Origin of the sequence: Streptomyces sp. NPDC004609 (genome assembly GCF_042873655.1) — a bacterium.
Classification (GTDB): Bacteria; Actinomycetota; Actinomycetes; order Streptomycetales; family Streptomycetaceae; genus Streptomyces.
Map to the genome: position 1 here is coordinate 18,576 of NZ_JBIALS010000023.1, position 21,758 is coordinate 40,333.

Here is a 21,758-nt window from a genome sequence, read left to right on the forward strand (position 1 = left end):
GCTCAGTGGCCGCGCCGGATCCACTCGTCCAGGTGGGGCGCCTCGTCGGCGACGGTCGTCGGGTCGCCGTGGCCCGTGAGGACCGCCGTCGCGGGCGGCAGCGTCAGCAGCCGTTCGCGGATCGAGCCGATGATGGTGGGGAAGTCACTGAAGGACCGGCCGGTCGCGCCGGGGCCGCCCTGGAAGAGGGTGTCACCGGTGAAGACCGTCGCGAGAGCGGGGGCGTACAGGCAGACCGCGCCCGGCGCGTGTCCCGGGGTGTGGAGCACGGTCAGTTCGGCTCCGGCGACGGTGAGGACCTGGCCGTCGGCCAGTTCACCGTCGGGGGCGCGGTCGGGGTGGGTCTGCTTCCACAGCGGCAGGTCGTCGGGGTGCAGCAGGATCGGGGCGCCGGTGGCGGCGGCGAGCGCCGGGGCTGCGTCGATGTGGTCGTTGTGGGCGTGGGTGCAGACGATCGCGCGGAGGGCGCGGCCGTTCAGCGCGGTCTCGATCGCGGCGGCGTCATGGGCGGCGTCGACGACGATCGCCTCCGCGTCGTCGCCCACGATCCACACGTTGTTGTCGACGTCCCAGGTGCCGCCGTCGAGGGAGAAGGTGCCCGAGGTGACGAGCCGTTCGATGCGCGCGGCCATCAGAACATCACCACGGAGCGCAGGACGTCGCCCTGGTGCATGCGGGTGAAGGCGTCCTCGATGTCGTCGAGGCCGATGGTTTCGGTGACGAACGCGCCGAGGTCGATCCGGCCCTGCTGGTGCAGGTCGATCAGCATCGGGAAGTCACGGGAGGGCAGACAGTCCCCGTACCACGACGACTTCAGCGCACCTCCGCGCCCGAACACGTCCAGCAGCGGCAGCTCCAGCGTCATCTCCGGGGTGGGCACGCCCACGAGGACGACGGTGCCCGCCAGGTCACGGGCGTAGAACGCCTGCCGGTACGTCTCGGGGCGCCCGACCGCGTCGATGACCACATCCGCGCCGAACCCGCCCGTCAGCTCCCGGATCGCCTCCACCGGATCGCCGGTACGGGAGTTGACCGTGTGGGTGGCGCCCATCTTCGCCGCCGTTTCCAGCTTGCGGTCGTCGATGTCGACCGCGATGATCCGGCCCGCACCCGCCAGCCGCGCGCCGACGATCGCCGCGTCGCCGACGCCACCGCATCCGATCACCGCGACACTGTCCCCGCGTCCGACCTCACCGGTGTTGACCGCGGCCCCGATCCCCGCCATGATCCCGCAGCCCAGCAGCCCGGCGACCGCCGGCGACACCGCGGGATCGACCTTGGTGCACTGACCGGCCGCCACCAGGGTCTTCTCGGCGAAGGCCCCGATACCGAGCGCCGCGGACAGCTCCGTGCCGTCCGTGAGGGTCATCTTCTGCCGGGCGTTGTGCGTGTCGAAGCAGTACCACGGCCGCCCGCGTCGGCACGCCCGGCAACGGCCGCACACCGCACGCCAGTTCAGGATGACGAAGTCACCCGGGGCGACCTCGGTGACACCGGGGCCCACCGACTCGACGACACCCGCCGCCTCATGGCCGAGCAGGAACGGGAAATCGTCACTGATCCCGCCCTGCTTGTAGTGCAGATCGGTATGACAGACCCCGCACGCCTGGACCGTCACCACCGCCTCGCCCGGTCCCGGATCGGGAACCACCACCGTCTCCACCCGCACCGGCTCACCCCGGCCCGGCGCCACCACGCCCCGCACCTGCTGCGACATCAAAACCCTGCCCTTCTCCGCACATCGGTGTCGACCACACTACGGACAGTTCCGGCGGTGTGCCGCGCTGGCCCGGATGTACGGTACACACCGGTCTCGGCGGGTGTGTTCCCGGCCGGGGTACGGCATGACCGGCCCCGCGCCGGAGCAGGACGACGGGGTGGGGCAGGGCCGTTCGTGGCGGTGACCGCCCTGGGCGGCGGCGTTCGCGCAGAGGCGTGGCCGGGGCGTCGTCGGCCGTCGGGCCCGGCGGCGGGGGTGGTGAGGGCGAGGGCGGTGACCTGTCCGGCAGGGCCCGCGGAATCCGCCGTCTCCGCGAGCCCTGCCTGTATACCTGTGCGGTATACGTTCAGGGGCCCCGGCGCCTCGGGGCTCTCGTGAGGGTGTGATCCGCCGTCGCCGGGCGCTCGGGGTGCCGGCCGGGCCTCGGCCACGATGGGGGGTGGTCACCGGGGAACGGCCCGACGGCACGTACCGGGCACCTCCGGCGATGGTGTCAGGGTTCACCGCCGCGCAGATAGAGATCTGAGCTAGTTCTGAGGTTGGGGCCGCGGACGCGGGACCGCGCGTGCCGGCCGGACCGGCACCGGGGCGGGACGCGCACGCGGCGCGCGGGTGAGGACACCGCGCCGGGTACCGGCCTCGGACCGGGGACTTCGCGCGCAGAGGAGCCCACGGGAGAGCGGGAGCCTCAGCGGTACGGGTGCCCCGGGTCCGTCACGGGTCAGGTCGCCGGGTCCGGCGCGAGGACGTCCAGCTCGGCGAGCGCGCCGACCGCGATCTGCCGGGTGACCTCTTCCGCCCGGACCGCGTCTCCCTCCCGTACGGCCTCGGCGACCTGGACGTGCAGGGTGACGGCCGCCGGATCCGGGTCGTCGAACATGACCTGGTGGTGCGTACGGCCGGTGAGGATCGCCGCCACCACGTCGCCGAGCCGCGCGAACATCTCGTTGCCCGACGCGGTGAGCACGATCCGGTGGAACGCGATGTCGTGCTCCAGATAGCGCTCCAGCTGGTGCCCGCGCGACGTGGCGACCATCCCGAGCGCGCACTCGGTGAGCCGGGCGCACTGCTCGGGGGTGGCGTTGCGGGCGGCGAGACCGGCCGCGACCGGCTCGATCGCGGACCGCAGCACGGTCAGCGAACGCAGTTGCCGGGGACGGTCGGCCCCGGCCAGCCGCCAGCGGATGACCTGGGGGTCGTAGACGTTCCACTCCTCGATGGGGCGTACGGTCACGCCGACCCGGCGCCGGGACTCCACCAGGCGCATCGATTCGAGGACGCGGACCACTTCACGGACGACCGTGCGCGAGACGTCGAAGCGGCGGGCGATCTCGTCGGTGCGCAGCACGCTGCCCCGTCCGTACTCGCCCGCCGTGATCGCGAGGCCAAGGGTGTCCAGCACATGTGTATGGAGGCCATGGCCCGCTGTGGTCATGAAACCCAGCCTACGGGGCGCACCTCACACCTTAAAAGTATGACGTTTAGGTCTCGACCACTTGAATAAGTCGTACGTAATAGGTTTCAGTAGCGCGACGGACCGATGTCGACACCGGAGTCGACGTCAGACAGCGAGGCACGCAGATGAGCACCCCACACGTCGTCGTGGTGATGGGCGTGGCAGGAACCGGCAAGACCACGATCGGGCCCCTGCTCGCGCGCGCACTGGGCGTTCCGTACGCCGAGGGCGACGACTTCCACCCGCCGGAGAACATCGCCAAGATGTCCGCCGGGACGCCACTGGGCGACGACGACCGGTGGCCCTGGCTCGACGCGATCGGGCAGTGGGCGCACGGCCGGGCGGGCGCGGGCGGGGTGGTCTCCAGCTCGGCGCTCAAGCGGGCCTACCGCGACCGCCTGCGGGCCGCCGCCCCGGGCGCCGTGTTCCTCCATCTCACCGGCGAGCGGGAACTCATCGAGCGCCGGATGGCCGGGCGCAGGGGGCACTTCATGCCCACACGGCTGCTGGACTCGCAGTTCGCCGCGCTCCAGCCGCTCGACGCGGACGAGTCGGGCGTCGCCGTCGATGTCTCCGGCACCCCGGAGGAGATCACCGCCCGGGCGCTCGCCGCGCTGGGCCGCCCGACCCCGTGACCTCCCCCGCATCCCCCGTACGACACCACTCACCCTCCACGAAGGAATCACCGTGACCAGTCTCAGCGTCGAGACGCTGGCGGCGGGCGCCACCGAGCCGATCACCTCGGCGGGCAACGCCCAGCTCGGCATCGCCGTCCTCGCGGGCATCGCCGTCATCGTGCTGCTCATCACCAAGTTCAAGATGCACGCCTTCCTCGCGCTGACCATCGGGTCCCTGGCGCTCGGGGCGTTCGCGGGCGCACCGCTCGGCAAGGCCATCGAGTCCTTCTCCAAGGGGCTCGGCTCCACGGTCGCCGGTGTGGGTGTGCTGATCGCGCTCGGCGCCATCCTCGGCAAGCTGCTGGCCGACTCGGGCGGCGGCGACCAGATCGTGGACACCATCCTGGCGAAGGCGAACGGCCGGACGATGCCGTGGGCGATGGTGCTGATCGCCTCCGTGATCGGTCTGCCGCTGTTCTTCGAGGTCGGTATCGTCCTGCTGATCCCGGTCGTGCTGATGGTCGCCAAGCGCGGCAACTACTCGCTGATGCGGATCGGTATCCCCGCGCTGGCCGGCCTCTCGGTGATGCACGGTCTGATTCCGCCGCACCCCGGCCCGCTGGTGGCGATCGACGCCCTCGGCGCCAACCTCGGGGTCACCCTGGCGCTCGGCGTCCTGGTCTCCATACCGACGGTGATCATCGCCGGTCCGCTGTTCTCCCGGTACGCGGCCCGCTGGGTCGACATCCCCGCGCCGGAGAACATGATCCCCGCGCGGCCCTCCGAAGACCTGGACAGGCGCCCCGGCTTCGGCGCGACCGTGTTCACGGTGCTGCTGCCCGTCGTGCTCATGCTGTCGAACGCGCTGGTCGAGATCGTCGTCGACGACCCCGGGAATCCGGTGCAGAAGGTCACCGACGTCATCGGCTCGCCCCTGATCGCCCTGCTCGCCGCCGTGCTCGTGGGGCTGTTCACCCTCGGCCGCGCCGCCGGGTTCACCAAGGAGCGGATCTCCTCGACCGTCGAGACCTCGCTCGCCCCGATCGCGGGTGTGCTGCTGATCGTCGGCGCGGGCGGTGGCTTCAAGCAGACCCTGATCGACGCCGGTGTGGGCGAGATGATCCTGGACATCTCCGAGAGCTGGTCGATCCCGACGCTGCTGCTGGCCTGGCTGATCGCGGTGGCGATCCGGCTGGCGACCGGTTCCGCGACGGTGGCGACGATCTCCGCGGCCGGCCTGGTCACGCCGCTCGCGGCCGGGATGTCGACGACGGAGTCGGCGCTTCTGGTGCTGGCCATCGGTGCCGGTTCCCTCTTCTTCAGCCATGTCAACGACGCCGGCTTCTGGCTGGTGAAGGAGTACTTCGGCATGAGCGTCGGCCAGACGGTCAAGACCTGGTCGGTGATGGAGACGATCATCTCGGTCGTCGGCATCGTCTTCGTACTGCTGCTCTCGCTGGTGCTGTAGGGCGCGCGGACCGGATGTCCCGCGGTGGGTCCGCCCCACCGCGGGACATCGTTGTGCCGGGGAACGCCCGCCCGGCGGTCCCGGTCGGCCCTGCCGGAGCCGCTGGACGACACTCGCGTCGGGCCGGCCGCTCCGGCGGTCGCGAGCCCCGCGCGGCTCAGCCGGTCGCCGCCGCGGCGGCACGCCCCGCCGCGCGCCCGGAGAAGACGCAGCCGCCGAGGAAGGTGCCCTCCAGGGACCGGTAGCCGTGAACACCGCCGCCGCCGAAGCCGGCCGCCTCCCCCGCCGCGTACAGCCCCGTCAGCGGGCCGCCGTCCTCGGTGAGCACCCGGGAGGACAGGTCGGTCTCCAGCCCGCCGAGCGACTTGCGGGTGAGGACGCTCAGCCGCACGGCGATCAGCGGACCGGCGGCGGGGTCGAGGATGCGGTGCGGGGCGGCCGTGCGGATCAGCTTGTCACCGAGGTAGTTGCGGGCCCCTCGGATGGCCGTGACCTGGAGGTCCTTGGTGAACGGGTTCCGGATCTCGCGGTCCCTGGCGAGGATCTCGCGCCGCAGTTCCGCCTCCTCGATCAGCGGCTCCTTGGTGAGCGCGTTCATTCCGCGTACGAGGGCGGAGAGGTCCTTCTCGACCACGAAGTCCACGCCCCGGTCCATGAACGCCCGCACCGGGCCCGGCACCTCGGCCCGGGCGCGCCCGATGACCCCGCGCACCGACTTCCCGGTGAGGTCGGGGTTCTGCTCGGAGCCCGAGAGGGCGAACTCCTTGCCGATGATCCTCTGGTCGAGGACGAACCACGTGTAGTCGTAGCCGGACCGCATGATGTGTTCGAGCGTGCCGAGGGTGTCGAAGCCGGGGAACAGCGGCACCGGCAGCCGCTTCCCGCGCGCGTCGAACCAGAGCGACGAGGGGCCGGGCAGGATCCGGATGCCGTGCCGGGCCCAGACCGGGTTCCAGTTCTCGATGCCCTCGGTGTAGTGCCACATCCGGTCGCGGTTGATGTGGCTGGCGCCCGCACGCTCCGCGATGCCCAGCATCAGCCCGTCGACGTGCGCGGGCACGCCGGAGAGCATCCTCTCCGGCGGCGCGCCCAGCCGGCCGGGCCACTGGGCGCGTACGAGGTCGTGGTTGCCGCCGATCCCGCCCGAGGTGACGATCACCGCCTGGGCGCGGAACTCGAAGGCCCCGGCGACCTCACGGCTGCTCGCGGTGCCGCGCCGGGCGGCGGACGGTTCGAGCACCTCACCGCTGACGGTGTCGAGCGCGCCGCCGGTGCTGCCGAGGGCGGTCACCCGGTGCCGGAACGCCGTGCGGACGAGCCCGCGCGCGACGCCTTCCCCGACCCGCCGCTCGAAGGGCGCGACCAGCCCGGGTCCCGTACCCCAGGTGATGTGGAAACGGGGGACGGAGTTGCCGTGGCCGGTGGCGTCGTAGCCGCCCCGCTCGGCCCAGCCGACGACCGGGAAGAACCGCACTCCCCTCTCGTGCAGCCAGGCCCGTTTCTCCCCGGACGCGAAGTCGACGTACGCCTCGGCCCACTGGCGCGGCCAGTGGTCCTCCTCGCGGTCGAACCCGGCCGTGCCCAGCCAGTCCTGGTACGCCAGGTCCCGGCTGTCCCTGATCCTCATCCGGCGCTGTTCGGGCGAGCCGACGAGGAACAGTCCGCCGAAGGACCAGTGCGCCTGGCCGCCGACGCACTGTTCCGGCTCCTGGTCCAGGAGGATCACCTTGCGCCCGGCGTCGACGAGTTCCGCGGTGGCCACCAGACCCGCGAGACCCGCCCCGATCACGATCACATCAGCGTCGTACGCCATGGTGTCCATCCTTGTCCGGCCGGGTCGGGCAGTTGGCTGGTCCGATCCTCCGTACGGGCCGGTAACCAGTCAACCGCCGGGGCGGACCCGGTGGTGATGGAATGAGGGGCATGAACGCAGGGATGAGTTCCGCCGACGAGATCCTGGACGTCGTCGACGCGTCCGACCGGGTCGTCGGACGGGCCCGCCGGGGTGACGTCTACGCCCGGGGGCTGTGCCACCGCGCCGTGTTCGTCCTGGCCAGGGACGCCGACGGCCGGATCTTCGTCCACCGCCGGACGGCGGGCAAGCTGGTATTCCCCTCGCTGTACGACATGTTCGTGGGCGGTGTCGTCGGGGCGGGCGAGAGCTACGACGACGCGGCGCTGCGGGAGGCCGAGGAGGAGCTGGGCGTCCGTGGACTCCCCCGGCCCGTACCGCTGTTCAGGTTTCTGTACGAGGACGGCACCGGGTCGTGGTGGTCGGCGGTGTACGAGGTCCGCTGCGAGCTGCCCGTGCGGCCGCAGGCCGAGGAGGTCGCCTGGCACGCCTTTCTGACGGAGGCCGAGGTCGAGCGGCGGCTCGGCGAGTGGGAGTGGGTGCCCGACGGGCTCGCGGCCTACGCCCGGCTGCGCGCCGGGCGCCCCGGGGCCCGGCGCCCCGGGCCCGGGCGCCCGGAACGTGACGGGGACCACGGAGCCCCGTGATCACGCCGCGAGTAGGGTGCGCAGGGTGACCGATTTCGTACGGAGCCTGCGCCTGTGGTTCGCGCCCGAGCGAGTGCGGGACGAGGGCGAGACCCCCGACTACCGCTTCTCTTTGGCCAATGAGCGGACCTTTCTCGCCTGGCTCCGGACCGCCCTCGCGCTCATCGCGGGCGGCTTCGCCGTCGACCAGTTCCTGCCCGATCTGCGGTGGGCGGTCCGGGCGGGCATGGCGCTGGCGCTGCTGGCGGCCGGAGTGCTGTGCGCGCTCCGGGCGGTCAACCACTGGGTGCGGTGCGAGCGGGCCATGCGGCGCGGCGAGGACCTGCCGGTGTCCCGGCTGCCCGCGCTGCTGAGTCTGGTGATCGCGCTCGTCGCGGTGGGGATGGTGGTCGTGGTGCTGTTCGGCTGGGGAGGCACGCGGTGACCCCGGCCGCTTCCGGGCCGGGTACCGCACCCGTATCCCCGGGAGCCGGGCGGTGACGGCGGGCCCCGGGGGCCCCGGGGTCCCGGGGCGGGATCCGGGGCTCCAGCCGGAGCGGACCCGGCTGGCGTGGCGCAGGACCACGCTGGCGTTCACGGTGGTGACCGTGCTCGCGGTCCGGGGGACGGTGAGCGGCGGCGAGGTGGGCACGGCGGCGGTGGTGGGGCTGGCCTTCAGTCTGCTGATGTGGCTCGGTTTTCTGCGGGTGGCCCAGTGGCGCATACGGATCCTGGGGGCCGACCCCCGGCCGCGGGTGCTGCCGGTGCGGGCGGCGCTGGCGGCGGTGGGGTTCACGGTGGCACTGGCGGTCTCGGCGGTGGCGATCCTGAGGTGACGCGCGGGGGCGGCGCGTGGGCCCGTCGGGAGGTTCCGGGGACTAGCCTGGGCAGGACAGAACGACACTAACCAGACAAAAGGTAAGGGTCATGACCGTTCTCCATCAGGAACACTCCGCCCACGAGCACACGCACGGTCCGGCCTGCGGCCACACCGGGGTCCCGCACGGCGACCATGTCGACTACGCGCACGACGGGCATCTCCACCGCGAGCACTCGGGCCACTGGGACGAGTGCGAGCCGGGTGAGCACGTGGCCCACAGCGGTCACACGCACCAGCACGGGCCCTCCTGCGGGCACCCGGCGGTGGAGCACGGCGACCATGTCGACTACGTGCACGACGGACACCGGCACGCGGCCCACGACGGGCACTGGGACGATCACTGACCTCCGGCACCGGGGCCTCGCGCCCCGGCCCGCCGAGCCCCGTCCCGGCACCCCGCACACGTACTCCTCGCACGTCTTCGCCCCGCGTACGGGCACCCCGCACGCCTTCGCCTCGCGCACCGGCGCACCGCCGTCCGGCATCACGCTCCTCCGTATCCCGTATCCCGTATCCCGTATCCCGGACTCCCCGGGCGGCTCGCGCCCCGGGGAGTCCCGCGTTTCCCGGCCGACGGCCGGCCCCGCGTGTGATCCGGACCCCGTTCCGGCCGCGCACTGGACGACATACCGACTGGTCGGTCATTATCGGGAGGTCATGTCCGTCCTCCCCCGGAGGTGCCCAGATGAGCCACGTCCCCCCGCCCGGTCTCGACCCCGTGAGCCTCCGCGGTCGCCTCGACCGCGAGCGGCCGGGCCTGGTGAGCGGACCGCTCAGCGCCCGGCTGATCCAGGGCGGGCGCTCCAACCTCACCTACTCCGTGACCGACGGCACCGGCCGCTGGGTGGTGCGCCGTCCTCCGCTGGGGCATGTCCTGGCGACGGCGCACGACATGAAGCGCGAGCACCGGGTGATCAGCGCGCTGCACCCCACGGGGGTCCCGGTGCCCGAGCCGGTGCTGCTGTGCGAGGACGAGTCGGTGCTCGGATCACCGTTCTACGTCATGGAGTTCGTGGAGGGTACGCCGTACCGCACGGCGGAGGAGCTGGCACCCATCGGCCCCGAGCGCACCCGGCAGGTCCTCCTCGGCCTGGTCGACACCCTCGTCGATCTGCACGCCGTCGACCCGGAGTCGGTCGGCCTCGGCGACTTCGGCCGCCCGGAGGGCTTCCTCGACCGGCAGCTGCGGCGGTGGGGCAAGCAGCTGGACGCCTCCCGCACCCGTGAACTCGCCGGGATCGACGAACTCCAGGCCGCGCTCGGGCGCTCGCTGCCCGCCTCCCCCGCGCCCACCGTCGTCCACGGCGACTACCGGCTCGACAACGTCCTCGTCGGTACGGACGACCGGATCAAGGCGGTCCTGGACTGGGAGATGTCCACCCTCGGCGATCCGCTGACCGACCTCGGGCTGCTGGCGATGTACAGCGAGGAGCTGAACGTGCCCGACGCGCCCATCAACACCACGGCCGCCGCGCCCGGGCACCCGAAGACCGCGGAGCTGATCGAGCGGTACGCCGCCCGGTCCGGCCGGGACACCTCCGCCGTCTCCTGGTACACGGCCTTCGCCTGGTTCAAGCTCGCCGTGATCCTGGAGGGCATCCACTACCGGTACACCCTCGGGCAGACCGTCGGCGACGGCTTCGACCGGATCGGCGGCCTCGTGCCCGTCTTCATCGAGCACGGGCTCACCACCCTCCAGGAAGGCTGAGGACACCCATGGACTTCGCATTCGACGCCCGTACCGAAGAGCTGCGGGGCCGGCTGCTCGCCTTCATGGAGGAGCACGTCCTGCCCGCCGAGCCGGTGGCGGAGGAGCAGCGGGCGCGGCTCGCCTCGCCGTGGGACACGCCCGCGGTCGTGGAGGACCTCAAGGCGGAGGCACGCAGGCAGGGCCTGTGGAACCTCTTCCTGCCGGACGAGGAGCACGGAGCCGGGCTGACGAACCTTCAGTACGCCCCCCTCGCCGAGATCACCGGCCGCAGCCCGCAGCTCGGCCCGACCGCGGTCAACTGCGCGGCCCCCGACACCGGGAACATGGAGGTGCTCGCCCAGTTCGGCAGCGAGGCGCAGAAGAAGCAGTGGCTGGAACCGCTGCTCTCCGGCGAGATCCGCTCGGCGTTCGCGATGACCGAGCCCGAGGTCGCGTCGTCGGATGCCACGAACATCCGGACGCGGATCGACCGCGACGGCGACGACTACGTCGTCAACGGCCGCAAGTGGTACATCTCCGGTGCGATGAACCCCGACTGCCGGATCTTCATCGTGATGGGCAAGAACGACCCGGACGGCGCGGACATCCGCCGCCAGCAGTCCATGATCCTGGTGCCGAGGGACACCCCGGGACTGGAGATCCGGCGTGCCATGCGGGTGTACGGCTACGAGGACCACTGGCACGGCGGGCACGCCGAGGTCGGTTTCGACGACGTCCGGGTGCCCGTGTCGAACCTCGTCGGCGAGGAGGGCGGCGGGTTCGCGATCGCGCAGGCACGGTTGGGTCCGGGCCGTATCCACCACTGCATGCGGCTCATCGGCATGGCCGAGCGCGCGATCGGGCTGATGTGCGAGCGGGCCGCGTCCCGTACCGCCTTCGGGAAGCCGCTCGCGCAGCAGGGCGTGATCCAGAACTGGATCGCCGACGCGCGGGTGACAGTCGAACAGCTGCGGCTGCTGGTCCTGAAGACCGCGTGGCTCATGGACACGGTCGGCAACCGGGGTGCGCACACCGAGATCCAGGCGATCAAGATCGCGACTCCGCGGGCGGTGGTGGACATCCTGGACCGGGCGGTCCAGATCCACGGCGCCGGCGGGGTGAGCCAGGACTTCCCGCTGGCGGAGCTGTGGGCGGCGGCGAGGACGCTGCGGCTGGCGGACGGGCCGGACGAGGTGCACCAGCGGTCGCTGGCGCGGCGCGAGCTCAGGTCGTACGCGTAGGGCCCGTCCCGGGGCCTCCGCCCCGCCCCCGCGTCTCACACGCCGGCAGGGCTGTCACTGCCGTACGGCGGGGAGGACGGGGTGCGGGGCCCGGGCCGGATCAGGGACGCAGGGCGCGGAGCAGGAGGTCCGCGAGGTGGGCGGCGACCTGCTGCTTGGTGAGCGGGCCGTCGGGGCGGTACCACGTGGACAGGTGGTGGACCGACCCGAAGTGGTAGTCCACGACCAGGTCCGCGGGGGTCGCCGACGAGAACACCCCGCTAGCCTGCCCTTCCTCCACCAGCGCCCGGAAGCGCTCGTGGTACCGGCGCCGCTCGGCCCGCACCTGCTTGAGCTTCTCGGGGCTCAGATGGTGCATCGAGCGGAAGAAGATGTGCGCGTCCTCCAGGTTGTCGATGGTCGTGACGACGACATCGGCCGCGGCTCCGCGCAGGCGCTGCTCCACGGGCTCGTCGGCGTCGGCGAAGGCGTCGAGGCGTTCCTGCTGGAGGCGGAGCATCCGGGCGTAGACCTCCTGGAGGAGGTCCTCCTTGGAACCGAAGTAGTGGTACAGCGCGCCCTTGGTGACCCCCGCCGCCTCGACGATCTCCTGGACGGAGGTGCGGTCGTATCCCCGCTCGGCGAAGAGCCTGGTGGCAGCGGCCAGCAACTTCTGCGGTACGGGGGTGTCATCCCCGTCCGTCGTCCTGGCCATGCCGCCACCCACCTCTCCATCGATAACACTCGGTAACGTATCCGGGAAAGCGGAGTTCCCGCCCGAGGATCTTCCCACTTGTCGCCCCGCGCGGGCTCCGGTCACCGGTGCGCGCGGGGCGCGCCCGGCTCAGCTTCGGCCGCGGGACGCGTACGGGCGTACGCCTTCACCGTTTCTCCCCGCCGAACGGCGGGGGAACCCGCCCGCCGCCTGCGGTCTCACGCCCCGGCGTCCTCCCACTTCCGCTGGAGGTGGTTCATTCCGGACAGCCACCGCTCGGGCTCGGCCGCGCGGGACCGGTAGTAGCCGGCGACCTCGGGGTGGGGCAGGATCAGGAAGCGGTCGGCGGCGATGCCCTCGAAGAGCGCGGCCACGACGTCCTCGGGCTCGATCGCGCCGGGGGCGAGGACCAGTTCGCCCGCCGAACCGGCCGCGGTGAGCATGTCCGTACGCACGCCCTGGGGGCAGATGGCGTGCACCTTCAGACCCCGGTGCCGGTAGGTGAGCGAGAGCCATTCGGCGAAGGCGTAGGCGCCGTGCTTGGACACGCTGTAGGGGGCGGCGCCGACCATGGTGAGCAGCCCGGCCGCAGAGACGGTGGAGACGAAGCGTCCGCTCCCGCGCTCCAGCCAGTCGGGCAGCAGGGTGCGGACCGCGCGGACATGGGCCATCACATTGACGTCCCAGGCCGCCGCCCAGACCGGCTCACCGGCGAAGGCGTCGCCGGGCGAGGCGAGGCCCGCGTTGGCGCAGTAGACGTCGACCGTGCCGTCGAGGGCGTCGCGCGCCTCCTCGATGATCCCGGAGGCGTCTCCGGGGACGGCGGTCGCGCCGATCTCGGCGGCGACGGCCCGCGCCCGGCCAGGGTCGATGTCGTTGACGACGACCCGGGCGCCCTCCGCCGCGTATCTGCGGGCGAGCGCGGCTCCGATACCGCCGCCCGCGCCCGTGACCACCACTCCAGCGCCCTGCACCGTGCTCATCGCTCTCCGCCTCTCCCTGACCGCTTCAGCAACAGACTAACCAGTCGGTATGTTCGGGGGAAGAGAGGTCCGGCCCGCGAGCCGCACGGGCGGTGCCACCGTGCCGCCAGAACGCGATGCCGCCACGGCCGGCCGGGTCGTTCCCCGCGCCCGCCCCGCGCGCTAACGTGCGTGGTCATGACAGACATCCTTCCGGAGGGAGTCCGATGAGCCTGTCCAGACGGGGTGTGCTGGCCGCGTCGGGCGCCGCGGGCGCCCTCGCCGCGGGCGGTGCCGGCGCACGGGCGGCCGGCGGTTCCCCCGCCGCGCGCCCGCGGGTGCGCACCGGCTTCGACCGCCTCGTCGCCGACGGCTACGGCACGCTGGCGGGGCATCGCGTCGGAGTGGTCACCAACCCGACCGGGATCACCTCCGCCCTCCACCACATCGTGGATGTCATGCACGCCGACGAGCGCGTGAACCTGGTCGCCGTCTTCGGCCCCGAGCACGGCTTCCGCGGCACGGCTCAGGCGGGCGGCTCCGAGGGGCGCCACGACGACCCGGCAACGGGACTGCCGGTATACGACATCTACCGGAAGTACGGACAGCCGCTCGCGGACGTCTTCACCGCGTCGGGCGTGGAGACGATCGTCTTCGACATCCAGGACGTGGGCGCGCGCTTCTACACCTACATCTGGACGCTGTACGACTGCATGCGGGCCGCGGCGACGGCGGGCAAGCGGTTCGTCGTGCTCGACCGGCCGAACCCGGTGACGGGACGGTCCGCCCTGGGACCGGTGCTGGACCGGGCGTTCGGGACCTTCGTCGGCCGTGAGCCGATCGCGCAGGCGCACGGGATGACGGTGGCCGAGCTGGCGCACCTGTTCAACGGCGAGTTCCTCCGGGAGCGGCCGGCCGAGCTGGAGACCGTACGGATGTCGGGCTGGCGCCGTTCGGACTTCTTCGACCTGACGGGTCTTCCGTGGGTGCCGCCGAGCCCCAACATGCCGACGCCGGGGACCGCGCTCGTGTACGCGGGCACCTGTCTGTTCGAGGGCACGGAGCTGTCGGAGGGGCGCGGCACGACCCGTCCCTTCGAACTGCTCGGCGCGAAGGGCGTCGACTGGAGGTGGGCGGAGGCGGCCAATGCGCTGGGACTGCCGGGCGTGCGCTTTCGCGAGGCGTATTTCGCGCCGACGTTCTCCAAGTTCGCCGGGCAGACGATCGGCGGGGTGCAGGTGCATGTGCACGACCGGAGTGTGTACGACCCCGTGCGTACCGGTATCGGCCTGCTGGTGACGGCCCGGCGGAGCTGGCGCGGCTTCGCCTGGCTGCGCACCGATCCGACCTGGATCGACAAGCTCACGGGCTCGGCGAGGGTCCGCACGATGATCGACGCGGGAGCCGGCACGGACGAGGTCGTGGGCGCGTGGCAGGAGGACCTGGCCGCGTTCCGGGCCGTACGCAAGCGGTATCTGCGGTACTGATCGGCGTCCGGCGCACACCGCGCGCGTCGCGGGTATGGCCGTATCCCCCCTTGCGCAGCATCCTGCTGACAGGGCGACAACCAGGGGGAGGCCGTCATGGCGGGGATGAGTGTGGGGCCGTACCAGGACATCACGTTCGACAAGGACGGCGATGTCGACCGCGCGCAGCGTGACCGGCTGCTGGGGATGGAGGTCACCGATCTGGTGATGTTCGCGCATGGCTGGAACAACTCCCCCTCGGTCGCGGGCCGGCTGTACTCCGCGTTCTTCGCGCCCTTCCCGGAGCTGCTGGGGGCAGGGGTGCGGCTGGGGTACGCGGGGGTGGTGTGGCCGTCGATGAAGTTCGCCGACGAGCCGATACCCGACTTCGCCCCGCCGGCCGCCGGAGCCGTACCGGCCCCGGCAACGGCTCCGGCGGCTTCCGCCGGCGGCTCCGCGGACGACCCGGACATCTCCCTGGACGCGGAGACCCGGCTCGCCCTCAACGGGCTCTTCCCCGGACACGGGGAGACCGTGGAGCGGCTCGCGCGGCTCCTCGACGAGCGGCCCGAGTCGCCGGAGGCGTTCGCCGAGTTCGGAAGGCTCGCACGGCGGCTGGCGGAGGCGCCCGCAGGCGGGCTGGAGACGGCCTGCTTCACGGACGATCTCCCGGACGACGAACAGGGCCCGCCGGCCGTGCTGTTCGAGGACGCGTTCACGATGTCCCGGAGGTTCGCGCGGGCCCTGGAGGGACCTCCGGAGGGCTCGGTGGCGCCCGGGGAGCCCGCCGCCGAGGCCGTCCCCGTGCCCGGCGCGCTGAGGAAGACCTGGAAGGGCGCCAAGGAGCTGCTGCGGCAGACCACGTACTACGCGATGAAGCGCCGCGCGGGCACGGTGGGCGAGCTGGGTCTCGGGCCGCTGCTCGGGCAGCTCGCCCGCAGCCGCCCGGCGCTGCGGGTGCATCTGGTGGGGCACAGCCAGGGGGCCCGGCTGGTCGCCTTCGCCCTGCGCGGGCTGCCCGACGGTGCCCGGAACGTGAAATCGGTGACGCTGCTTCAGGGGGCGTTCTCGCACTACGCGTTCTCGCCGAGCCTGCCGCACGCCCCGGGGCACTCGGGCGCCCTGCGGACCCTGGAGCAGCGCGTGGACGGGCCGGTGGTGGCCTGCTACTCCCGGCACGACAGCGCGCTGGGGACGATCTACCCGATGGCGTCGAGCCTCGCCAGGGACGACCGGGCGTTCACCGTCCCGATCCGGCCCGACAAGCGCTGGTGGGCGATCGGGCACGACGGCTTCCAGGCCGTCCGGCCGTCGGCCCGCTTCGATCTGGACGAGGTGCTGGCGCGGGGTGTACCCGCCTCCGGCTGTGTCAGCGTGGACGCGGCGTCGGTGGTCCGGCGCGGCGGCCCGCCCTCGGGCGCGCACAGCGACATCTGCCACCGGGAGCTGGCACAGGTGGTCGTGTCCGCGGGCCGTATCGGCCGCTGAGCATCCGCGGGCCGCAGCGGGCGCCCGCGCACGGGGCTCCCGATCCGGCCCGCGGTGATCGCCGGTCCGTCACCGCGGGGCTGCCCCCGGGAACTCCGCGATCCGCTGACGGGCAGGCCGGTTCGGCCGCTGGATCCCGGGACGGGTGATGCCGCCCGTGGCCCGGTGGACGCCGGTCCCGCCAACCGCCGGTCGCCCTCGGCCGCGCCGCCGTCACCGGGTGGGCCGGGTCCGCGGTGCCGGGCGGTCTCGGCCACCGGCGGGTCCACGTCGTCGAGCGTACGGCGATCCGCTCCGGCGCCGCGGCGGGTGCTCCGCCGCGCCGCCGGGCGTCCGGGTCCTCCGGACAGAGCGTCAGCGTGCCCGCCCGCGCCGCCGGGTGACCCGCGCCGGGCCGCGGGGCCTTGCGCACACGGGCGCGGTCCGTGGACGACGCCCGGCGCGGCGATGGCCGCCTCGGCGGCGGCCAGCGGCCGGGGTCCGGGGGACGTCACCGGGCCGGACCCGATGAGGGTACGGACGGTGTCCGCACCGCCCGTCGCGAGCGGCGTCCGCGTCTGACCCGAGGTCGGATCACCGCGGACGGCGGGGTCGCGTACGTCTCGATTCACCGGCCGTACCGGCGAGTTCGGCGAACGCCGGTCCCGGCAGTGCGGGACGGGCGGCGATGCCGTGCGGAGCGTACGGGTTCAGGTCGGACCTCTTGTGACGAACGGGGAGGATGAGGCGGCGCGGGGCGGGGCATGCGCCAGCGTAGGGACGGTTCGCTGATGGGCTCCATCGGATTTTCGATGGAGCCGGATCGGGCACTCGTACGTCCATATCTCAACGCCGATGTACCAGCGACGGAGGTGGCAGTATCGATGGCCGGTTTCCGGAGTCTTGCTAGACAGGTGCGCGATACGCGATGTGATCTGGCGCTGCGGCGCTATTCGCTGCGCAAGTGCCTGGAACGATTCGCCCCTTACGGGCACCGGGCGACGTGGGATCACCTGTGCGTCCGGCACGGTATCGAGCCCGAGGACCGGGCTCCCGACCCGGCGCGGCTGGTGGCCGCGCTCGACGAACTGGAAGAGGCGCGGGCCGTCTGGCTCGCGTACGAGGAGAACTTCGCCGACCGCCGCAAGCGCGAGAAGCACTTCGGCCTGCGGCAGCCGTCGCCGATCGACGACTGGCACCGGCACACCTGGGGCGGGAACGGGGTCGCGCGCTGCGACAGCCCGGCCGAGCATCCCTCGGCACCCCTCGACGAGGTGCTGCGCCGTCTGATCGCGGCGCTGGAGGACGAGCCGGGCGCGGCCTGCCCGGTCTGCGGGTCGACCGGCATCGTGTGGCGGCAGGACCTGGCCGGTGAGCCCTGGACCGGACCGGTGTGCACGGGCTGCGGCATCCTCGTGCCGCGGCCCGTGCTGACGTCCGATGCCGTCGCCGCGGCCAAGGAGGCCGGACGCCGGGAGCTGGCGTCGGTGGCTTGAGCGGTCCGGGGGCGGGCCTCGGTGGGTGGCACGCCCCCTGTGGTGCGGCGGGCCGAGAGGTGCGGTGGCCGCCGCGCCGCCGGTGGACACCGACCGTGGCCGGGTGCTGGTTCGCCGACGGGCACCCGGCCGTTGTCAGTGGTGTCCGGCAGCATCGGACTCATGCTCCGGATCCGCCCGGACGGGTCGCGCCCGGCCGCTGACGGCCCGCCCGTGCCGCCGACTCCCGGTGCGCCGTGCGGAGTCGGCGGCACGGGTCGTGACGGCCGGTGCGGAAGAGGAGCCCCGGGGAGCCGTAGCGGCGGCGGGACGTTGTCACGGCGCGTCGTCGCCGGGGCGCTGGGCGGGGCCGCTTCCGACGGGACGACGGGTGCGGAGACGGAGCCGGGCCCGGCGGCGTGCGCGGGCTCCACGCGGACGGAGCCACCCGGTGAGGCGCGTGCGTACGACCGGCAGGGGGCCGCGCGGCGCTCCCGACCGTGCCCCCGGCCGGTGACAGCGGCACCGCCGGCGCATGGCACAGGCAGTGGGCATCCTCCGGCCGGGCACGGACCCAGGGCGGAGGACAGGAGTCGTCGGCGCCGATCGCGCCGCCGACCGGGCTCCGGACGTCCGCGCGGCGGCCCCGGGATGCGGTCCCCGGCCGAACCCGTGGACCCGGGCGGGGCCGGGCGGACCCCGCCCCGTACGAGCGGCTCGGTCCGGCTCGCGGCCGACCGGTCCGGCCGCACGGCGAAGGCGCGGGGCGCGGGGCCCGTACCGCGGCCGGTGCGGCGGCTCGGGCCGGACACCCCGTATCGGCCGGGAGCCGGACGGAAGGACGCCCCGGTCCTCCCGGGTGGCAGCCGTGCCCGGTCGAAGGCGGAGCCCGTCGCCCGCGCGAGGGCGGACCGTAGCAGACGGAAATCCGCTCGCCCCACCCGATTCCCGTCCGGAGAGTAGTGACCGGATGAGACAGGCCCCGGGACCTCTTCCCCGGGGCCTTCGGTCCGCGAGGGCGGGCCCGCCACGGGGGTGCGGGCCCGCCCTCGCGGACAGGCCCGCCCGCACCCCGGGGTTCCTCCGGGCCGCCCCCGGCCCGGAGGAGCCCACCCCGTGCCGCCCGGGTGTTTCCGCCGACCGGCATCCCAGGACGAACGCCCCGCCGGGGAGCCGACTCGACGAGACCGGGCCAAGGGAAGCCCGGCCCGGACAAGGCCGCTCGGCGGACACCGGAGCGGGTGCAACCGCCCCCTGCCCGTCGGGCGTACGGGGACGACTCCGTCCCGCGCGGGCGGCACACGGCGCAGCACCGGGACGGGCGCAGCCACCGCCACCCCGTCCGCGTACGAGGACGGACCGCCGCCGGGCCCGGAGCAGGCCGCCCCCTGGGACACAGGCACACAGGGACAGCGGACTCCAGCCCGTCCGGCGCCCGGGGACACGGGCCGGGAACCTCAGCAGCAGTCCTTCTCGCGGCTCACCGGCATCAGCCGCGACCCCGCCCGGTTCCTGCCGAACGCGTCCTGCGGGTTGGACAGCGCACAGGTCTCCAGCGAGAGGCAGCCACAGCCGATGCACTCGGTGAGTGTGTCCCGCAGCCGGCCGAGCTGCTTGATCCGCTCGTCCAGCTCACCCCGCCACGCCCGGGACAGCCGCGCCCAGTCCTCCTCGTCCGGCGTGCGTTCCTCGGGCAGTTCGGCGAGAGCGTTCCGGATCGTCGCGAGCGGGATGCCGACCCGCTGCGCGGCCCGGACGAACGCCACCCGCCGCAGTGTGTCTCTGGTGTACCGGCGCTGGTTGCCGCTGGTCCTGCGGCTCCGGATCAGGCCCTTGGACTCGTAGAAATGCAGGGCGGAGACGGCGGCACCACTGCGCTCCGACAGCTGGCCGACAGTGAGTTCGAAGAAGTTCTCGGGAAACTGGGGCACCCATCGAAGCCTACTGGTGGTCCGTTGACAGGAGCACCCGGGCGCTTCATGCTGAGCAAGCGCTTAGACAACGGCGTGTGCTCACAGTGTGCGAAAGGCAGGGACGAGGGACATGGCCGAGCCGAGGATCTTCACCTCCGCGGAGGAGCTGCGCGCCGGGGTCGGCGAGCGACTGGGGCACAGCGACTGGCTGGAGGTCGACCAGAAGCGGATCGACCTGTTCGCGGACGCGACCGGCGATCACCAGTGGATCCATGTGGACCCCGAGCGCGCGGCGGGAGGCCCGTTCGGGACGACGATCGCCCACGGCTATCTGACGCTCTCGCTGCTGCCGTCGCTGGTCCCCCAGGTCATGCGGGTCGAGGGCATGAAGATGGGCATCAACTACGGGACGAACAAGGTCCGGTTCCCGGCGCCCGTACCCGTGGACTCACGGCTGCGCGCGTCGGTGACGCTGCAGGACGTGGCGGAGACCGGCGGCGGCGTGCAGGTGACCGCCCTCGTCACGATCGAGCGCGAGGGCGGCGAGAAGCCGGTCTGCGTGGCCGAGACGCTGTCCCGCTACTACTTCTGACGCCCCCGACCACGTACTGCTTCCGACGCCCCCGACCGCGCCGGCGCGGGGACCGGCAGGCGGCGGACCGCCTCCCGCGCCCGCTCCCCCAACGGCGTCCGCCGGCCGTCATCAGCGCCCGTCCGGGGGCGTCCGTGTTCATCCGCGCGCGGAGACCATGCGCAGGACGAGGTCGGCGTAGAGCGCGCCGACCTCCTCCGGCGTCCGGGTCCCCCGCGTGTTGAACCAGCGCGCCACATCGATGCAGAGCGACATCACGGCGAGCGTGGTCCCCGGCACGTCCGGTACGTCGAACTCCCCCGACTCGACCCCCTCGCGCAGGATCCCGCGCACGACGGCGTCGCTGCGGCGGCGCAGCTCCACGATCTCCACCCGGTGCTCGGGCGAGAGCGCGTCGAGTTCGTACTGGACCACGCGCGCGGTGTCGTGCCGCCCCGCGTGCCAGCGGACGAAGGAGCCGACGGCCTCGGCGAGCCGCTCGCCCGGCGTCCCGCCCCTGCCGGACGCGGTCTCCAGGACCTCCAGCGCGCGGGTGTGCCCGATACGGCTGATCCGGTGGAGCAGTTCTTCCTTGGTCTTGTAGTGGATGTAGAGCGCGGCGGGACTCATTCCGGCGCGGCCCGCGATGTCACGGGTCGTCGTGGCGTGGTAGCCCCGTTCGGCGAATGCCTCGACGGCGGCGACGAGCAGCTTCCTCGCCGCTTCGGGCTCGACCTCGCCCCACGGCACGCTCTCGCCGCTCGTGTCCTTGGCCGCAGTCATCCGCTCTCCTTCGGCTCATCAGGGGGGAACACCATACCCTGAAGCTGAGCAAGCGCTTAGGCACTCCGGGCGGATGGCTCAGAAGCCCCCTCGCACGGAGTCCGGCCGCGCGTCCCGCCCCGGCGGGCGACGCCGCGGACTCCCGGGCGGCGGCCCTACTATGTGCCGCATGGCCCGACCCAGCAAGCCGCTCCTCAGCCGGGAACGCATCGTCGAGACGGCCGCCGCGCTCGTGGACGCGCAGGGACTGGAGGGGCTCTCCACCCGCCGGCTCGCGGCCGAGCTGGGAGTCAGCGGCCCCTCCCTCTACAACCACTTCCGCACCAAGGACGAGATCCTCGAAGCGGTCGCCGACGCCGTCAGCGACCAGGTCGATCTGTCGATGTTCGACGAGGGCGACGGACGGGACTGGCAGACCGCGCTCCACGACTGGGCCCTCTCCTACCGTGCCGCTCTCAAGGCCCACCCCCATATCGTTCCGGTGTTCGCCAGGGGCCCCGGGCGCCGTCCGGCGGCGCTGCGGGTGGCGGACGCGCTCTTCGGCGGAATGGTGCGCGCGGGCTGGCCGCCTGCCCAGGCGACACACATCGGCGCGCTGATGCGGTACTTCATCGCGGGTTCGGCGCTCGCCTCGTTCGCCCGGGGCTTCGTCGACGACGCGTCGGCGTACGACCCCGCCGAGTATCCGCACCTCGGCCGGGCCCACCTGCTCGCCGAGCGGCAGGAGCGGGTGGACGAGGGCGCGTTCGAGACGGGACTGCGGGCGATCATCGACGGGCTGGCCGTCCAGTACGCGGCCGTCGCGCGCGACTGAGCCGCCCGCGGTGCTCCGGGCTCCTGCGGGCACCGCGAGCGGGGCGTACGGACAGAAGCTCCC

21 protein-coding genes are annotated in these 21,758 nt (G+C 73.0%); 13 read left to right on the forward strand and 8 right to left on the reverse strand.

What is annotated here, in order from left to right:
- Nucleotides 1-2: 2 nt before the first annotated feature.
- From ACFYT4_RS22450 to ACFYT4_RS22460, 3 genes are all read right to left on the reverse strand, one after another.
- Nucleotides 3-632 carry an MBL fold metallo-hydrolase gene (locus tag ACFYT4_RS22450; RefSeq protein ID WP_389271684.1) on the reverse strand — a complete coding sequence of 210 codons (630 nt, stop codon included), beginning with the start codon at nt 630-632 and terminating at the stop codon, nt 3-5.
- Nucleotides 632-1,717 carry an S-(hydroxymethyl)mycothiol dehydrogenase gene (locus ACFYT4_RS22455; protein ID WP_389271687.1) on the reverse strand — a complete coding sequence of 362 codons (1,086 nt, stop codon included), beginning with the start codon at nt 1,715-1,717 and terminating at the stop codon, nt 632-634. Before ACFYT4_RS22455 ends, ACFYT4_RS22450 begins: the two co-directional genes overlap by 1 nt.
- Before the next feature lie 724 nt (nt 1,718-2,441).
- Nucleotides 2,442-3,155: a FadR/GntR family transcriptional regulator gene (locus tag ACFYT4_RS22460; protein WP_389271689.1), complete on the reverse strand. Its 714-nt coding sequence runs from the start codon at nt 3,153-3,155 to the stop codon at nt 2,442-2,444.
- A 146-nt stretch (nt 3,156-3,301) separates the two neighbouring features.
- Between ACFYT4_RS22460 and ACFYT4_RS22465 the strand changes: the two genes are divergently transcribed.
- The gene (locus tag ACFYT4_RS22465; RefSeq protein WP_389271692.1) at nt 3,302-3,811 is read left to right on the forward strand and encodes a gluconokinase; all 510 of its coding nucleotides are present in this window, start codon (nt 3,302-3,304) and stop codon (nt 3,809-3,811) included.
- 52 nt (nt 3,812-3,863) lie between these two features.
- Complete coding sequence (locus ACFYT4_RS22470) at nt 3,864-5,261, forward strand: gluconate:H+ symporter (protein WP_389271695.1); 1,398 nt, start codon at nt 3,864-3,866, stop codon at nt 5,259-5,261.
- 157 nt (nt 5,262-5,418) lie between these two features.
- Here the strand turns inward: ACFYT4_RS22470 and ACFYT4_RS22475 are convergent, their stop codons facing one another.
- Complete coding sequence (locus ACFYT4_RS22475; protein WP_389271698.1) at nt 5,419-7,074, reverse strand: FAD-binding dehydrogenase; 1,656 nt, start codon at nt 7,072-7,074, stop codon at nt 5,419-5,421.
- A gap of 122 nt (nt 7,075-7,196) precedes the next feature.
- Between ACFYT4_RS22475 and ACFYT4_RS22480 the strand changes: the two genes are divergently transcribed.
- The 6 genes from ACFYT4_RS22480 (at nt 7,197) to ACFYT4_RS22505 (ending at nt 11,550) form a co-directional block, all read left to right on the forward strand.
- Complete coding sequence (locus ACFYT4_RS22480) at nt 7,197-7,760, forward strand: NUDIX hydrolase (protein WP_389271943.1); 564 nt, start codon at nt 7,197-7,199, stop codon at nt 7,758-7,760.
- 25 nt (nt 7,761-7,785) lie between these two features.
- On the forward strand, nt 7,786-8,184 hold the full coding sequence (locus tag ACFYT4_RS22485; RefSeq protein WP_389271701.1) for a YidH family protein: 399 nt from the start codon (nt 7,786-7,788) through the stop codon (nt 8,182-8,184).
- A gap of 52 nt (nt 8,185-8,236) precedes the next feature.
- Nucleotides 8,237-8,575, forward strand: coding sequence for a DUF202 domain-containing protein (locus tag ACFYT4_RS22490; protein ID WP_389271704.1), 339 nt, complete (start codon nt 8,237-8,239; stop codon nt 8,573-8,575).
- A gap of 91 nt (nt 8,576-8,666) precedes the next feature.
- On the forward strand, nt 8,667-8,963 hold the full coding sequence (locus ACFYT4_RS22495; RefSeq protein WP_389271706.1) for a hypothetical protein: 297 nt from the start codon (nt 8,667-8,669) through the stop codon (nt 8,961-8,963).
- A 341-nt stretch (nt 8,964-9,304) separates the two neighbouring features.
- Complete coding sequence (locus tag ACFYT4_RS22500; RefSeq protein ID WP_389271709.1) at nt 9,305-10,327, forward strand: phosphotransferase family protein; 1,023 nt, start codon at nt 9,305-9,307, stop codon at nt 10,325-10,327.
- A gap of 8 nt (nt 10,328-10,335) precedes the next feature.
- Nucleotides 10,336-11,550: an acyl-CoA dehydrogenase family protein gene (locus ACFYT4_RS22505; RefSeq protein ID WP_389271712.1), complete on the forward strand. Its 1,215-nt coding sequence runs from the start codon at nt 10,336-10,338 to the stop codon at nt 11,548-11,550.
- Nucleotides 11,551-11,650: 100 nt separating this feature from the next.
- Here ACFYT4_RS22505 and ACFYT4_RS22510 read toward each other — a convergent pair whose 3' ends face one another.
- Both ACFYT4_RS22510 and ACFYT4_RS22515 read right to left on the reverse strand, forming a co-directional pair.
- Nucleotides 11,651-12,244 carry a TetR/AcrR family transcriptional regulator gene (locus ACFYT4_RS22510; RefSeq protein ID WP_389271715.1) on the reverse strand — a complete coding sequence of 198 codons (594 nt, stop codon included), beginning with the start codon at nt 12,242-12,244 and terminating at the stop codon, nt 11,651-11,653.
- A gap of 218 nt (nt 12,245-12,462) precedes the next feature.
- Entirely contained in the window at nt 12,463-13,227 is a 765-nt protein-coding gene (locus ACFYT4_RS22515; protein ID WP_389271718.1) for an SDR family oxidoreductase, read from the reverse strand.
- Between the two features lie 206 nt (nt 13,228-13,433).
- On the opposite strand from ACFYT4_RS22515, the gene ACFYT4_RS22520 reads away from it, so the two are divergent.
- The 3 genes from ACFYT4_RS22520 (at nt 13,434) to ACFYT4_RS22530 (ending at nt 17,635) form a co-directional block, all read left to right on the forward strand.
- Complete coding sequence (locus ACFYT4_RS22520; RefSeq protein WP_389271721.1) at nt 13,434-14,693, forward strand: exo-beta-N-acetylmuramidase NamZ domain-containing protein; 1,260 nt, start codon at nt 13,434-13,436, stop codon at nt 14,691-14,693.
- 105 nt (nt 14,694-14,798) lie between these two features.
- The gene (locus ACFYT4_RS22525) at nt 14,799-16,160 is read left to right on the forward strand and encodes a serine-threonine protein kinase (RefSeq protein ID WP_389271945.1); all 1,362 of its coding nucleotides are present in this window, start codon (nt 14,799-14,801) and stop codon (nt 16,158-16,160) included.
- Between the two features lie 863 nt (nt 16,161-17,023).
- Nucleotides 17,024-17,635, forward strand: coding sequence for a hypothetical protein (locus tag ACFYT4_RS22530; protein ID WP_389271724.1), 612 nt, complete (start codon nt 17,024-17,026; stop codon nt 17,633-17,635).
- A 1,436-nt stretch (nt 17,636-19,071) separates the two neighbouring features.
- Here the strand turns inward: ACFYT4_RS22530 and soxR are convergent.
- The gene (soxR, locus tag ACFYT4_RS22535) at nt 19,072-19,545 is read right to left on the reverse strand and encodes a redox-sensitive transcriptional activator SoxR (RefSeq protein WP_389271727.1); all 474 of its coding nucleotides are present in this window, start codon (nt 19,543-19,545) and stop codon (nt 19,072-19,074) included.
- A gap of 112 nt (nt 19,546-19,657) precedes the next feature.
- On the opposite strand from soxR, the gene ACFYT4_RS22540 reads away from it, so the two are divergent.
- Nucleotides 19,658-20,119, forward strand: coding sequence for a MaoC family dehydratase (locus tag ACFYT4_RS22540; protein ID WP_389271730.1), 462 nt, complete (start codon nt 19,658-19,660; stop codon nt 20,117-20,119).
- 138 nt (nt 20,120-20,257) lie between these two features.
- On the opposite strand, the gene ACFYT4_RS22545 is transcribed toward ACFYT4_RS22540, so the two are convergent.
- The gene (locus ACFYT4_RS22545) at nt 20,258-20,881 is read right to left on the reverse strand and encodes a TetR/AcrR family transcriptional regulator (protein ID WP_389271733.1); all 624 of its coding nucleotides are present in this window, start codon (nt 20,879-20,881) and stop codon (nt 20,258-20,260) included.
- A 169-nt stretch (nt 20,882-21,050) separates the two neighbouring features.
- Between ACFYT4_RS22545 and ACFYT4_RS22550 the strand changes: the two genes are divergently transcribed.
- Nucleotides 21,051-21,695: a TetR/AcrR family transcriptional regulator gene (locus tag ACFYT4_RS22550; protein WP_389271736.1), complete on the forward strand. Its 645-nt coding sequence runs from the start codon at nt 21,051-21,053 to the stop codon at nt 21,693-21,695.
- Nucleotides 21,696-21,758: the final 63 nt, after the last annotated feature.